Here is a 13,569-nt window from a genome sequence, read left to right as displayed (position 1 = left end):
TAATTATGGATAAAGTGATGGCCCAATTGGAAGGATTAGTTGCCCATTATGAAGAACTTCAAGAAATGATGGCTGATCCCGAAGTTATTAATGATACTAAACGATATATGGAAATCTCTAAAGAAGAAGCCGATATGCGTGAAGTAGTACAAAAATATCGCAAATATAAGTCAGATATTAAAGAAATTGATGATAATAAAGAAATTATTTCTAATGAATCTGATAATGACTTAGTTGAGATGGCTAAGGAAGAAAATTCTGAATTAGAAAAAGAAGTTGCTGAATTAGAAGATGAGATCAAGATTTTAATGCTTCCTAAAGATCCTAACGATGATAAAGATATTATTATGGAAATTAGAGGAGCTGCCGGTGGGGATGAAGCATCATTATTTGCAGGCGATCTTCTTAGAATGTACGAAAAATATGCGGAAACTCAAGGCTGGAAAGTATCTTTAATTGATTCTGAGCCAACTGAAGTCGGTGGTTATAAGCGCGTTGCCGTTATGATCACAGGTGATAAAGTTTACTCAAAATTAAAGTATGAAAACGGAGCTCATCGTGTACAACGTGTTCCAGTAACTGAATCTCAAGGTCGTGTTCATACTTCTACTGCGACTGTAGCCGTTATGCCCGAATATGAACAAGTAGACATCGACTTAGACCCAAAAGATATTCGTGTAGATGTTTACCGTTCATCCGGTGCTGGTGGTCAGCACATTAACAAAACTTCTAGTGCTGTGCGTATGACTCACCTTCCAACTGGAATCGTTGTTGCTATGCAGGATCAAAGAAGTCAACAACAAAACCGTGAAAAAGCTATGCAAATTTTGAAATCACGTGTTTATGACTACTATGAAAGTCAAAATCGTGATCAATATGATGCTAAAAGAAAAGAATCTGTTGGTACAGGAGATCGTTCTGAAAGAATTAGAACTTATAACTATCCTCAAAACCGTGTAACTGATCACAGAATTGGTCTAACTTTAAACAAGCTTGATCGAATAATGAACGGCGAATTGGATGAAATTATTAATGCGCTAGTTCTTTACTACCAAACTCAGCAATTAGAAAAGATGGCTGAAGAAAATGCCTAAAAGTCTAAAAAAAATAAAAGAAACTGTGTTAAATAATAATTCTGAAATTCGTCCAGAGGATATTGATTACGTTCTGGGGGAAAGATTAGGCTATACACCTTCAGAATTTGAGTTACACATTAATGATGAATTAACCTCGGAACAAGAAAAACAAGCATTAAAAGATATGAAAAAATTGCGTAGAGGAATTTCCCCGCAATATATTTTGGGTTATGCTTGGTTTTATGGCTACAAAATTTTAGTTAATCGCGGTGTTTTAATTCCTCGGTTTGAAACTGAAGAGTTAGTTAAATGGGCACTTGAAACTATTGAATCTGGTAAAAAGATCCTTGATTTAGGAACTGGTTCTGGAGCTATTATGGTTGCTTTGGTAAAGCAGGCGCAGAAACAAGGAATTCAGGATTTGAATCTATACGCAAGTGATATCACAGATTCTGCTTTGCGTGAAAGCGAAGAAAATTTCTTAAAGTATGATCTAGATGTTAAAACACGTAAGGCAAATGTACTAGTGGGCTTAGAAAAATTTGACATGATTATTTCTAATCCGCCTTATATTAAGACGAGTGAAAAGAACTTAATGGATAAAAATGTTATAAAAAACGAACCTGATACTGCCTTATATGGTGGAGAAGATGGTCTAGATTTTTATCGTAAGTTTGCAAAGCAAGTTCAGTCACATTTAAATTCTCAAGGACAATTTTTCTTAGAGTTTGGTTTTAGTGAAAAAGAGCAATTAAAAGAATTATTTGAAACTGAATTACCAGATTTTGAAATTGAATTTAGGGATGACTTAGCAGGTAAGCCAAGAATGGTTCATGGAAGGTGGAAAAAGTAATGGAAACGAAGATTTTCAATAAAGAACAAATTCCTGAAGCAGTTGCCCTGTTGAGAAAAGGAGAATTAGTAGCTTTCCCAACTGAAACCGTATATGGTCTTGGGGCATTAGCAACTAATGAAAAGGCTGTTAAGGGTGTATATGCAGCTAAAGGCCGCCCAAGTGATAATCCATTAATTGTAACTGTGTCTGATGAACAAATGATGGAAAAGTATGTTAATGAAGTACCAGAACGTGCTAAAAAGCTAATTAAGCACTTTTGGCCTGGTCCATTAACTATTATTCTTTTTGTCAAAGAAGGCACTTTACCAGATGCTGTAACTGGCGGTCTTCCAACTGCAGCATTTCGCTGCCCAAATGATGAGATGACTCATGATCTAATTAGTGAACTGGGAAAGCCTATTGTTGGGCCCTCTGCTAATACTTCCACTAAGCCTAGTCCTACAACTGCGGAACATGTTTTTCATGATTTAAAAGGAAAGATTGCCGGGATTATTGATAATGGGCCAACCGAGATTGGTTTGGAATCAACAATTGTTGATTTGTCCGTTGAAAAGCCAACGGTACTTCGTCCTGGTGAAATTACTCCTGAAGAGATCTCAGCAGTTCTGGGAGAAGAAGTTTTGATGAATAGGGGAACTACGCAGACTAAGGGTGTGCCAAAGGCTCCTGGTATGAAATATCGTCATTACGCTCCTAGTGCTCCTGTTTTAGTTGTGGACAAAGAAGAAGATTTTTCGAAAATCCAATGGGATGATGAGACTGGTGTAGCTGCTTTGGATGAAGTTCTTGAAAAGATCGATAGTCCCAATAAATATAGTTTAGGCAAGACCATTGATAAGGCAGCCCATAATTTGTTTGGTGCTTTAAGATATTTTGATGGTGAAGATAAAATTAAGCGTATTTATGTCCAAGGTTTTGACCATGGTGCAATTAGTGCTGCTTATATGAATCGTTTAAACAAAGCTGCTGCTGGCCATCATTTTCATTAAAAATAAAAAGGCATGTAGAAAAACATGCCTTTTTTCGTATGATTTAGGAAACATTTATCTAATAATTTGTTAAAATAATGAACGAAGTATTATTTTTAAAATAGGAGGCCATTATGGGTAAGTTTACCGTTTTGAATCACCCGTTGATCCAACATAAGTTGACAATTATTCGTAAGAAAGACACAGGTACAAATGAATTTCGTCAAATTGTTGGTGAAATCGGTGGACTCATGGTGTATGAAATGACACGCGATTTGCCATTGAAGAATGTTGAGATTGAAACTCCAATTGGAAAGTCAACTCAAAAAGAACTAGCAGGTAAGAAACTAGTTATAGTACCAATTTTACGTGCTGGTCTTGGAATGGTTGATGGTGTTCTTCAAATGATCCCATCTGCAAAAGTAGGACATATCGGAATGTATCGTGATGAAGAAACTCTAAAGCCACATGAATATTTCTTCAAGATGCCACCAGATATTGAAGAACGTGAATGTATTATTGTTGATCCAATGCTTGCAACAGGTGGTTCAGCAAATATGGCTATTGAAGCATTAAAGAAGCGTGGCGCTAAGAATATTCGTTTAGCTGTTCTAGTAGCTGCTCCTGAAGGTGTAAAGGCTGTACAAGAAGCAAATCCAGATGTAGACATCTACGCAGCAGCAGAAGATGAAAAATTAATGGAGAACGGTTACATCTACCCAGGTCTAGGGGATGCAGGAGATAGATTGTTCGGAACTAAGTAATTTTACTCAAAAATATTTTGAAATTGAAATTTTTGGGTGTTATCATTTTTAGTGTGTTTGAGGTATTCAGCACAAGAAGGGAGGTCACGAAGTGAATGAGAAATCTGTAGTCGTTAATGTGTTCGGCTTAAATTTCAATGTAACTAACTGCTTAGGGGGAACGTTAGTCGCAATTGCGGTTTTCTTTCTTGTTTGGTATTTAGGACGTAATGTTTCTTTAAAACCTAATAAAAAGCAAAATCTTTTGGAATATATGATTGATTTTACAAATGGGATTGTTAAGGACAACGTTGCTGACGTAGATGCACAAAAGCACCTATCTTTATATGCCTTTACCCTATTTATGTTCATTTTCTTTATGAACCAGTTAGGTTTGTTCTTTGAGTTTTCAATTAATGACCATATCCTTGTCAAATCACCAACTGCTAACCCATTGATTACTATGACCATGGCAATGATGACATTGCTTCTGTCTTATAACTTTGGTATTCAGAGGTTTGGTGCTAAAGGTTATTTTGCAAATTATGCAAAACCAGTTGGATTTTTACTTCCAATCAATATTATTGAAGAATTCACTAATTTCTTGACGTTATCATTACGTCTTTACGGTAATATTTATGCCGGTGAAGTATTATTAACTTTAATCGGTAATCGTTTTGCAAAGAGTGCGGGTTGGTTTACCGTCATCGCTTCGGTTCCACTAACTTTAATCTGGCAAGGCTTCTCTGTCTTTATTGGCTCTATCCAGGCATATGTATTCGTAACTTTGTCAATGGTATATATTGGTAAAAAGGTTACTGAAGAATAATTTTACGGAGGTTTTTCTATGAAATATTTAGCTGCCGCAATTGCCGCTGGTTTAGCTGCTTTGGCTGCTTCCTACGGTAACGGAAAAGTTATTTCAAAAACTATTGAAGGTATGGCAAGACAACCTGAATCTGCTAACAACCTTAGAGCAACTATGTTTATCGGTGTTGGTTTGATCGAAGCTGTTCCTATCTTAGCTATCGTTATTGGTTTCTTAATTCTCTTCCTGTAATTTGCGTTTTAAGAACAAGATCGTAATTACGAGAAAGAAGGGTTGAGACATGCAATTTATGTTTGCAGCCTTAAAATTAGAGTTGGGCGACACACTCTACTATCTTTTGATCTTTGCAGCTTTGCTCCTATTAGTTAAGCATTTTGCTTGGGGCCCGGTAACAAAGATGATGGAGGAACGTCGTCAAAAGGTAATAAGTGACCTTGATCAAGCAGAAAGTGATCGAAAGAAAGCTGAATTGCTTGCTAATCAACGTGAAGCTGCCTTGAAAGACTCTAAACAAGAGGCAACACAAATTCTTTCTACTGCAAAGAGCAATGCGGAAAAGACTAAGAATAATATTATTAGTCAAGCTGATCAAGAAGCTGCCGCAATTAGAAAGAGAGCATCAGAAGATGCTGCCCAAGCAAAAACTGATGCACTCAATGAAGCAAGAGATCAAGTAGCTGATATTTCTGTTGCTATTGCTGAAAAAGTAATTAGTAAGAATTTATCTGCTGCTGATCAGAAAGACTTGGTAGATCAATTTATCAAGGGGCTGAATGACTAATGGCTTTAAGTAGAGAAGAAATTGCTTCCAGATACAGTAAAGCTTTATTTGCTTATGCACAGGATGCTAATAGCTTAGATGCAGTACATGAGGATATGAATGTATTGCTTCAAGTAGCTAAAGAAAATCCTGACATGCTGCGTTTGTTAAGCGATCCAATTATTCGAAAGAATCAAAAAGAGGAATTCTTATCCAGTTTTAGCGATAAGTTTTCAATTGAAACTAAGAATTTTTTAGATTTCTTATTAGAGTATCGCAGATTTGAATCCTTAACTGCAATTATTGAGGCATTTAATACTCTTTATGATGAGTATAAGAATATTGCTTCAGGGATCGCAGTAAGTGCTATTAAGCTTAATGAAGATGAATTAAGTAGAATAAGCCAAGCCTATGCTAAGAAGTATGGCTTTAAAGAATTGATTCTAACAAATAAAGTGGATCCAAGTATCTTAGGAGGTATTATCCTCAAAGTCGGGGATCGCATTATTGATGGTTCTATAAGAACTCGATTGCAACAAATTCGTGAGCAATTAATTGAAAATAGATAAAAGAGGTGAAACCATTGAGCATTAAAGCGGAAGAAATTAGCGCTTTGATCAAGCAACAACTTGAGAAATATGATGATAAGCTCAACGTCAACGAAGTTGGTACTGTTACCTACGTCGGTGACGGTATCGCCCGTGCTCACGGTCTAAATAACGTATTATCAAGTGAACTATTACAATTTTCTAATGGTTCATACGGTATTGCGCAAAACCTAGAAGCCAATGATGTTGGTATCATCATCTTAGGTCGCTTTGACGATATTCGTGAAGGTGATCAAGTTAAGCGTACTGGCCGAATTATGGAAGTTCCTGTTGGCGATCAATTAATTGGTCGTGTTGTGAACCCATTAGGACAACCAGTAGATGGTTTAGGTGAGATTAAGACTGATAAGACTAGACCTATTGAAAGTAAAGCTCCTGGAGTTATGGATAGACAATCCGTTAACCAGCCTTTACAAACTGGTATTAAAGCTATCGATGCTTTAGTTCCAATTGGTCGTGGACAGCGTGAATTAATTATTGGTGACCGTAAGACAGGTAAAACTGCTCTTGCACTAGATACAATCATTAATCAAAAGGGCCAAGATGTTATTTGTATTTACGTTGCCATTGGTCAAAAGGAATCAACAGTTAAAAACTCTGTTGAAACTTTAAAACGATTTGGTGCTATGGACTACACTATTGTAGTAGAAGCCGGTCCTAGTGAACCAGCACCAATGCTTTATATCGCTCCATATGCGGGAACTGCAATGGGTGAAGAGTTTATGTACAATGGTAAGGATGTATTAATCGTATTTGATGACTTGAGTAAGCAAGCCGTTGCATACCGTGAAATTTCCTTACTTCTTCGTCGTCCACCTGGTCGTGAAGCTTATCCAGGTGATGTTTTCTACTTACACTCTCGTTTACTAGAACGTAGTGCTAAGTTGAATAAGAAACTTGGTGGCGGTTCAATGACTGCCTTACCATTTATTCAAACCCAAGCCGGGGATATTTCAGCTTATATTCCAACTAACGTTATTTCCATTACTGATGGACAGATTTTCTTGGAAGCTGATTTATTCTTTGCTGGTACCCGTCCTGCCATTAATGCCGGTGAATCAGTTTCCCGTGTTGGTGGTAGTGCACAGATCAAGGCTATGAAAAAAGTTGCAGGTACATTGCGTGTGGACTTGGCATCATATAGAGAGCTTGAAAGTTTTGCTCAATTTGGTAGTGATCTTGATCAAGCTACTCAAGCTAAGTTAAATCGTGGACGTCGTACTGTTGAAGTATTGAAGCAGCCACTACATAAGCCACTTCCTGTTGAAGATGAAGTATTGATTCTTTATGCTTTGACGCATGGCTTTTTGGATGCAATTCCTGTACCTGATATTCAACGTTATGAACTTGAATTATATGATTACTTTGCAAGTAACTATAACGACTTACTTGATGTAATCCGTACTACAGGAGATTTACCTGAGGAAGATAAGCTTAATGAAGCTTTAAAGAACTTCAACGAAGGTTTTTCAATCAGTAAGAAATAGAAGAGGAGGTTTTTTCATTGGCAGAATCTCTCCTTGAACTGAAAAAAAAGATTGCTTCAATTCAGAAAACAGGTCAAATAACTGAAGCTATGAGAATGGTTTCAGGTGTTAAATTGAATAGAACTGAAAAGCTTGATCAAGAATATACTATTTACAACGATAAAGTTAGAGCAACCGTTTCTCATTTGATGAGTTCACAAATTGTGAATCAATTAGGTAAAGAGACAAATGAATATAGTGAATTTGGCGGTCAATCTAATATCGATTATAGTAGTTTCTTCGATTTAGGTACTTTAGCATCTTTAGTTCAACCTCGTAAAGAAATTAAATCTACTGGTTACTTAGTAATTAGTGGAGATAGAGGCTTAGTTGGTTCTTATAACAGTCAAGTTATTAAGAATATGATGAGTATCTTTAAAGATGCTGATGCACAAAATAAAGATGTTAAAATTTTGGCAGTTGGTAGTGTTGCAGCGCAATTCTTTAAGAAGCAAAATCTTAATGTCGTATATGAATATAGTGGTGTAAGCGATGTTCCAACTTACAATGAAGTTAGAGATATTGTTCAAACCGCTGTAAAGATGTACTTAAATGGTGTTTATGATGAACTTTTTGTTTGTTATACTCACCACGTAAATACTTTGACTTCTGCTTTTAGAGTAGAAAGCATGCTACCAATTTCTGATATTGATATTAATCATAAAGAAACAATACCAAAAGACTACATTATTGAGCCAGATATTGATTCAGTATTGAAGACAGTTTTACCTCAATTTGCTAAATCAATGATCTTTGGAGCTATTTTGGATGCTAAAACTGCTGAGCATGCAAGTTCAATGACAGCGATGCAGAGTGCATCTCAAAATGCAGATGATGTTGTTTCTGGTTTGAAGACTAAATTGAATCGAGCAAGACAGGCACAAATCACTACCGAAATTACCGAAATTATCGGTGGTGCAAATGCCTTAGAATAAAATAGAAAAGGAGGTAGATGTTTTGAGTAAAGGCGAAATTGTCCAAGTTATTGGACCTGTCGTTGACGTGGAATTCCCACTAGATAAAGATTTGCCTGATATTAATAACGCCTTACGTGTCACAAACAACAATGGTGATACTCTTGTTCTTGAAGTTACACTAGAACTTGGTGACGGTGTTTTAAGAACTATCTCAATGGAATCTACCGACGGTTTAAGACGTGGGATGGAAGTTGAAGACACAGGTGCTCCAATTTCTGTTCCTGTTGGTAAAGACACTTTAGGACGTGTCTTTAACGTATTAGGTGATCCAATTGATGGTGGTCCTGCTCTAGGTAAAGATGTAAAACGTGAAGGTATTCATAAAGAAGCACCTAAGTACGATGAACTAAGCACAAGTGAAGAAATTCTAGAAACTGGTATTAAAGTTATTGACTTACTTGAACCATATGTTCGTGGTGGTAAGGTTGGTCTATTCGGTGGTGCCGGTGTTGGTAAGACAACTATTATTCAGGAATTGATTCATAATATTGCCCAAGAACACGGTGGTATTTCTGTATTTACTGGTGTTGGAGAAAGAACACGTGAAGGTAACGACCTTTACTTTGAAATGAAGGCATCTGGCGTTTTATCTAAAACCGCTATGGTCTTTGGTCAGATGAATGAGCCACCTGGTGCCAGAATGCGTGTTGCATTAACTGGTTTGACTATTGCGGAGTACTTCCGTGATGTTGAAGGTTTGGACGTATTATTATTTATTGATAATATTTTCCGTTTCACTCAGGCAGGTTCTGAAGTTTCTGCTTTACTTGGTCGTATGCCAAGTGCCGTTGGTTACCAACCAACTTTGGCAACTGAAATGGGTCAATTGCAAGAACGGATTACTTCTACTAAGAAGGGATCTATTACTTCAATTCAAGCCGTTTATGTGCCAGCTGATGACTATACTGACCCAGCTCCTGCAACTACATTCGCTCACCTGGATGCTACTACTAACCTAGAACGTCGTTTGGTTGAACAAGGTATTTATCCAGCTGTTGATCCACTTGAATCAACTTCTAGTGCACTAGATCCAGAAATTGTTGGTGAAGAGCACTACGAAGTAGCTGTTAAGGTTCAACATATTTTGCAACGTTACCAAGAATTGCAAGATATTATTTCTGTTTTAGGTATGGATGAATTATCAGATGATGAGAAGCTAATTGTTGAACGAGCAAGAAAGATTCAATTCTTCCTTTCACAAAACTTCTTTGTTGCTGAACAATTTACTGGTATTCCAGGTTCCTATGTACCAATTAAGGAAACAATTAAAGGCTTCAAGATGATCATTGATGGTAAATTGGATGATCTTCCAGAAGATGCTTTCCGTAACGTTGGTCCAATTGAGGATGTTATTAAGCAAGCTGAAAAGATGGGAGTTACTCCTAAAAATCCTGAAGCAAAAGCAATGCTAGAAGCAAAGTAGGGTGATGCGTTATGGCAGATCCAGAAAAAATTATAAAAGTTAGCGTTGTAACACCTGATGGTATTGTCTATTCGCACAATGCTACAATGGTAGCAATGCGCGCAATTGATGGAGATCGTGCAATTATGTATGATCACCTTCCAATTGTTACTCCTTTAGCTATTGGTGAAGTTCGGGTAAAAAGAACGCATGAAATGAATGATCGTGTTGATCATATTGCTGTTAATGGGGGCTACATTGAGTTCTCAAATAATGAAGCAACTATCATCGCTGATAGTGCTGAACAGGCTCGCAATATTGATGTTAAACGTGCACAATCAGCTAAGAAGCGTGCTGAACAACATATGCAAGAAGCTAAAGAGAAGCACAACGAAAGAGAAATGCTAGAAGCTGAAATTGCTTTACGTCGTGCGGTTAATAGATTACATGTACGTGAAAATTACGGTAAATAGAAATGAGAAAGACGAACGATGTGTTCGTCTTTTTTTATGGAGAAAATTATATGATGAGACAAGTAGGAGTTCATGCAATTGTCAGTCTAATCACATATTTAGTGACAATTGCGTTTTCATTCAGAGCAATGAGAGGTCTAAGAGTCGACCAATTATTTAAGAAGGGGCATACGTTTGAAATTCAAGTATTTTTACTATTTGTGTCGATTGCCTTAGGGTTTATAGTCGGACAATTTATTTTGGCATTAGTTGACCAATCATTGGCATTAAAAATGCTTTTTTAATGATTTTCATAAGAAATGCTTTAGAAAAGCACTTCTTTACACTTGTCCTTAAAGTAAAGCGGTATTTATGTTACAATTTTTAATGATTAAATACTGGAGGCACTAGCGTGGCAAGAGATATAGGAATTGATTTAGGAACTGCAAATGTTCTAATAAATGTATCCGGCAAAGGTATCGTTTTAAATGAACCTTCTGTTGTTGCTGTAGATACTGATAAAGATAAAGTTGTCGCAGTCGGTACTGAGGCATATAAAATGGTGGGACGTACGCCAGGTAATATTAGAGTAATTAGACCATTGAAAAATGGTGTGATTGCAGATTTTGATATTACGGAAGAAATGCTTAGCTACTTTATTGAAAAATTAAACGTAAAAGGTTTTATGTCTAAACCTAATATTCTAATTTGTGCTCCTACTGGAGTTACTTCAATTGAGCAAAAAGCTATTATTCAAGCTGCTGAAAAATCAGGTGGAGGTAGAGTATACCTAGACTTTGAACCTAAAGTAGCAGCTGTAGGAGCAGGCTTAGATATTTTTAGACCACAAGGAAATATGGTTATTGATATTGGTGGTGGTACGACTGATATTGCTGTCTTGTCAATGGGAGAAATCGTAACTTCTCGCTCACTTCGTTGGGCTGGGGATAAAATGAATCAGGCCATTGCCAGCTACATTAAACGTAGTAAGAATCTTTTAGTGGGACAACACACTGCTGAGCAAATTAAGATTCAACTTGGGACCGCTTTTGAAGCTGATCCAACTAAGACAATGACTGTTCGTGGTCGTGATATGGTTGATGGATTGCCAAAACAAGTTACGATTAATGAATTAGAAGTTCAAAAGGCTCTTGAAGATGGTCTAATGTCAATTGTTGCTGCAACTAAAGAAGTTTTAGAACAAACTCCACCTGAATTATCTGCTGACATTATCGATCGTGGTATTATGTTAACAGGTGGTGGAGCCTTACTAAAGAATATTGATAAATTAATTACTTATTATCTCCAAGTTCCAGTTTTAAAAGCTGATGAACCATTAGAAGCTGTTGCAAATGGAACCGGTGTGTTGCTTAAAAATATTGAGAATCATCAGAGACACTAATTATGAAGAGAGTAAGTTTTAATTTTTCATTAGTAAATAAGCATTTAAAAAAAGTAGGAAAGATTATTTTATACTTGTTTGCAACCATGCTCCTTGGAGCCTTTATTGGATGTGGTGTTGCAAGTGGTAATCCCTTTGCAATTTTCTTTCCTACAACATGGATTCATTTTTTTGAGTTTTTAAGTTAAAATGAATAAATTGTTAATTGGGTTAGTAAATGTTTACAAAAAATTTATTTCTCCAATTTTGCCACCAACATGTAGGTATTATCCTACCTGTTCAAGCTATATGATTGATGCTTTAAAAAAGCATGGAGCAATTTTAGGCTTAATAATGGGACTAGCGCGGATATTACGCTGTAATCCTTTTATTAAGGGAGGAGTAGATCCAGTACCGGATTATTTTACCCTGCGTCGTAATCCTCATCCTGAACGATATGAAGATGAAATTATTGCGCAGGCATTTCATTCGAATAAAAAGTAGGAGAATATATATGTCTAGAAAATTGGAAAGTATTGATATTGAAGTTAATGAAAGAAAAGGTACTTCAGCGCCTACCTGGGAAGTTGTTATTCCTGGTAAACGTTCTATTGGAATTATTGAACAAGAAGAGGAACGCTACCATGTAGTATCTTCTAAAACAAATCATAGTCTCTATTCCAAGACTTTAGAAAGTGCTATTAATGAATTGCTTTCATACTTTACTTTGCATGAAAAATAAACAAAGTAGGGATGTACAATGACAAAAGTTGAAAATAAAGCAGATTGGTATGATCGCATCGCATGGGGTGTAGTAGTTCCAGTCTTTTTATTAGCCGTCATCAGTTTATACGGTATTTGGGTTGCTACTGTTAACGATCCTAAAATGGGGAGTCCAGTAAAAGCGGTTATTACTCAAGCAGTTTGGTATCTTGTATCAATTGCACTGGTGATTTTCGTAATGCAATTTGATGCAGAACAACTTTTTAAAATTGCTCCAATTGCTTATGGAATTGGAATAATTTTATTAATTGCGGTTTTATTCTTGTATAACAGGCAAGTATTTGCTGATACTGGTGCGAAGAGTTGGTTTAAATTAGGACCATTAACTTTTCAACCCTCTGAAATAATGAAACCTGCCTTTATTTTAATGTTAGCAAGAGTGGTAGAACGGCATAATGAACAGTATGCCCACACTTTTAAAACAGATTGGCTTTTGATTGGTAAAATATTCGCTTGGTTAATTCCAGTTGCAGTTTTGCTAAAACTTCAAAATGACTTTGGTACCATGCTTGTGTTCTTCGCAATTGTTGGTGGGGTAATTTTAGTTTCAGGAATTACTTGGAAAATTATCATACCAGTATATGGCGTCGTCTTTATTATTGGAGCTACGGCAATCTTACTGGTTACTACACCTGGTGGACAAGCATTTTTAGGAAGTGCATTTAACTTTAGGGCCTATCAGTTTCAAAGAATTAACTCTTGGTTAAATCCATCTCAAGATACTTCTTCAGGGGCCTATCAGTTGTGGCAAAGTATGAAGGCGATTGGATCAGGTCAAATCTGGGGACATGGTTTTGGTAAAGTTAGTGTTTATGTTCCTGTTAGAACTTCCGATATGGTTTTCTCAGTTATTGGAGAATCATTAGGTTTTGTAGGATGTTGTGCTTTAATTTTGATTTATTTCTATTTAATTTTTCAAATGGTCAAAATTACTTTTGAAACAAAAAATGCATTTTACTCTTATATTTCTACAGGAATTATCATGATGATTTTATTCCACGTTTTTGAAAATATCGGAATGGGAATTGATCTTTTACCATTGACTGGTATCCCACTACCATTTGTATCTCAAGGGGGATCAGCCTTATTGGGAAATATGATTGGAATTGGGTTGATTCTATCGATGAAGTGGCACCATAAAGATTATATTTTTAGTACTGCTGGAGACTTTTAAAAGTATAAAAAAATACCTCATCGTTTTTGATGAG

Annotated in this window: 18 protein-coding genes; all 18 read left to right on the top strand. The window is 36.3% G+C overall.

The features are described from left to right. Positions 1–5: 5 nt before the first annotated feature. Positions 6–1,094: a peptide chain release factor 1 gene (prfA, locus tag GTO82_RS06235; RefSeq protein ID WP_180872913.1), complete on the top strand. Its 1,089-nt coding sequence runs from the start codon at positions 6–8 to the stop codon at positions 1,092–1,094. After that, positions 1,087–1,929, top strand: coding sequence for a peptide chain release factor N(5)-glutamine methyltransferase (prmC, locus tag GTO82_RS06230; RefSeq protein WP_180872912.1), 843 nt, complete (start codon positions 1,087–1,089; stop codon positions 1,927–1,929). The genes prfA and prmC overlap by 8 nt, the downstream gene beginning before the upstream one ends. After that, a complete protein-coding gene (locus tag GTO82_RS06225) occupies positions 1,929–2,921 on the top strand; it encodes an L-threonylcarbamoyladenylate synthase (protein ID WP_180872911.1) in 993 nt (330 codons plus the stop codon). Before prmC ends, GTO82_RS06225 begins: the two co-directional genes overlap by 1 nt. Positions 2,922–3,034: 113 nt before the next feature. Next, complete coding sequence (upp, locus tag GTO82_RS06220) at positions 3,035–3,664, top strand: uracil phosphoribosyltransferase (protein WP_180872910.1); 630 nt, start codon at positions 3,035–3,037, stop codon at positions 3,662–3,664. Between the two features lie 91 nt (positions 3,665–3,755). Next, positions 3,756–4,472, top strand: coding sequence for a F0F1 ATP synthase subunit A (gene atpB, locus GTO82_RS06215; protein ID WP_180872909.1), 717 nt, complete (start codon positions 3,756–3,758; stop codon positions 4,470–4,472). An 18-nt stretch (positions 4,473–4,490) separates the two neighbouring features. Then, positions 4,491–4,703, top strand: a complete 213-nt coding sequence (gene atpE / locus GTO82_RS06210; RefSeq protein WP_004894153.1) for a F0F1 ATP synthase subunit C — start codon at positions 4,491–4,493, stop codon at positions 4,701–4,703. A 49-nt stretch (positions 4,704–4,752) separates the two neighbouring features. Continuing rightward, positions 4,753–5,253, top strand: a complete 501-nt coding sequence (gene atpF / locus GTO82_RS06205; protein ID WP_004894154.1) for a F0F1 ATP synthase subunit B — start codon at positions 4,753–4,755, stop codon at positions 5,251–5,253. Continuing rightward, positions 5,253–5,801 carry a F0F1 ATP synthase subunit delta gene (locus GTO82_RS06200; protein WP_180872908.1) on the top strand — a complete coding sequence of 183 codons (549 nt, stop codon included), beginning with the start codon at positions 5,253–5,255 and terminating at the stop codon, positions 5,799–5,801. Before atpF ends, GTO82_RS06200 begins: the two co-directional genes overlap by 1 nt. Positions 5,802–5,815: 14 nt before the next feature. Continuing rightward, positions 5,816–7,327 carry a F0F1 ATP synthase subunit alpha gene (atpA, locus tag GTO82_RS06195; RefSeq protein ID WP_004897610.1) on the top strand — a complete coding sequence of 504 codons (1,512 nt, stop codon included), beginning with the start codon at positions 5,816–5,818 and terminating at the stop codon, positions 7,325–7,327. A gap of 17 nt (positions 7,328–7,344) precedes the next feature. Beyond that, on the top strand, positions 7,345–8,301 hold the full coding sequence (locus GTO82_RS06190; protein WP_180872907.1) for a F0F1 ATP synthase subunit gamma: 957 nt from the start codon (positions 7,345–7,347) through the stop codon (positions 8,299–8,301). 22 nt (positions 8,302–8,323) lie between these two features. Further along, positions 8,324–9,766 (top strand): F0F1 ATP synthase subunit beta, encoded by a 1,443-nt coding sequence (gene atpD / locus GTO82_RS06185; RefSeq protein WP_004897607.1) that lies wholly within the window; start codon positions 8,324–8,326, stop codon positions 9,764–9,766. A gap of 11 nt (positions 9,767–9,777) precedes the next feature. Continuing rightward, on the top strand, positions 9,778–10,218 hold the full coding sequence (locus GTO82_RS06180; RefSeq protein ID WP_180872906.1) for a F0F1 ATP synthase subunit epsilon: 441 nt from the start codon (positions 9,778–9,780) through the stop codon (positions 10,216–10,218). 50 nt (positions 10,219–10,268) lie between these two features. Then, positions 10,269–10,502 carry a DUF1146 family protein gene (locus tag GTO82_RS06175; protein ID WP_180872905.1) on the top strand — a complete coding sequence of 78 codons (234 nt, stop codon included), beginning with the start codon at positions 10,269–10,271 and terminating at the stop codon, positions 10,500–10,502. 107 nt (positions 10,503–10,609) lie between these two features. Beyond that, positions 10,610–11,599: a rod shape-determining protein gene (locus GTO82_RS06170; RefSeq protein ID WP_004894172.1), complete on the top strand. Its 990-nt coding sequence runs from the start codon at positions 10,610–10,612 to the stop codon at positions 11,597–11,599. A gap of 2 nt (positions 11,600–11,601) precedes the next feature. Further along, complete coding sequence (locus GTO82_RS06165; protein WP_180872904.1) at positions 11,602–11,787, top strand: DNA-directed RNA polymerase subunit beta; 186 nt, start codon at positions 11,602–11,604, stop codon at positions 11,785–11,787. A 1-nt stretch (position 11,788) separates the two neighbouring features. Next, positions 11,789–12,082 carry a membrane protein insertion efficiency factor YidD gene (gene yidD / locus GTO82_RS06160; protein ID WP_011161824.1) on the top strand — a complete coding sequence of 98 codons (294 nt, stop codon included), beginning with the start codon at positions 11,789–11,791 and terminating at the stop codon, positions 12,080–12,082. Between the two features lie 10 nt (positions 12,083–12,092). After that, a complete protein-coding gene (locus tag GTO82_RS06155) occupies positions 12,093–12,320 on the top strand; it encodes a DUF2969 domain-containing protein (protein ID WP_004894179.1) in 228 nt (75 codons plus the stop codon). 18 nt (positions 12,321–12,338) lie between these two features. Continuing rightward, a complete protein-coding gene (locus GTO82_RS06150; protein WP_180872903.1) occupies positions 12,339–13,535 on the top strand; it encodes an FtsW/RodA/SpoVE family cell cycle protein in 1,197 nt (398 codons plus the stop codon). Positions 13,536–13,569: the final 34 nt, after the last annotated feature.

It is taken from the genome of Lactobacillus johnsonii (assembly GCF_013487865.1).
Taxonomy (GTDB): domain Bacteria; phylum Bacillota; class Bacilli; order Lactobacillales; family Lactobacillaceae; genus Lactobacillus; species Lactobacillus johnsonii_A.
The sequence above is the reverse complement of the archived record's forward strand: the minus strand, read 5'-3'. Positions and strand labels throughout refer to the sequence as shown.

Bases quoted from the DNA above. Each gene is read 5' to 3' on its own strand.
- GTO82_RS06155 (WP_004894179.1), top strand. From the start codon at position 12,093: ATGTCTAGAAAATTGGAAAGTATTGATATTGAAGTTAATGAAAGAAAA.
- prmC (WP_180872912.1), top strand. From the start codon at position 1,087: ATGCCTAAAAGTCTAAAAAAAATAAAAGAAACTGTGTTAAATAATAAT.
- GTO82_RS06180 (WP_180872906.1), top strand. From the start codon at position 9,778: ATGGCAGATCCAGAAAAAATTATAAAAGTTAGCGTTGTAACACCTGAT.
- atpE (WP_004894153.1), top strand. From the start codon at position 4,491: ATGAAATATTTAGCTGCCGCAATTGCCGCTGGTTTAGCTGCTTTGGCT.
- upp (WP_180872910.1), top strand. From the start codon at position 3,035: ATGGGTAAGTTTACCGTTTTGAATCACCCGTTGATCCAACATAAGTTG.
- atpF (WP_004894154.1), top strand. From the start codon at position 4,753: ATGCAATTTATGTTTGCAGCCTTAAAATTAGAGTTGGGCGACACACTC.
- GTO82_RS06225 (WP_180872911.1), top strand. From the start codon at position 1,929: ATGGAAACGAAGATTTTCAATAAAGAACAAATTCCTGAAGCAGTTGCC.
- GTO82_RS06175 (WP_180872905.1), top strand. From the start codon at position 10,269: ATGATGAGACAAGTAGGAGTTCATGCAATTGTCAGTCTAATCACATAT.
- prfA (WP_180872913.1), top strand. From the start codon at position 6: ATGGATAAAGTGATGGCCCAATTGGAAGGATTAGTTGCCCATTATGAA.
- GTO82_RS06150 (WP_180872903.1), top strand. From the start codon at position 12,339: ATGACAAAAGTTGAAAATAAAGCAGATTGGTATGATCGCATCGCATGG.
- GTO82_RS06165 (WP_180872904.1), top strand. From the start codon at position 11,602: ATGAAGAGAGTAAGTTTTAATTTTTCATTAGTAAATAAGCATTTAAAA.
- GTO82_RS06200 (WP_180872908.1), top strand. From the start codon at position 5,253: ATGGCTTTAAGTAGAGAAGAAATTGCTTCCAGATACAGTAAAGCTTTA.
- yidD (WP_011161824.1), top strand. From the start codon at position 11,789: ATGAATAAATTGTTAATTGGGTTAGTAAATGTTTACAAAAAATTTATT.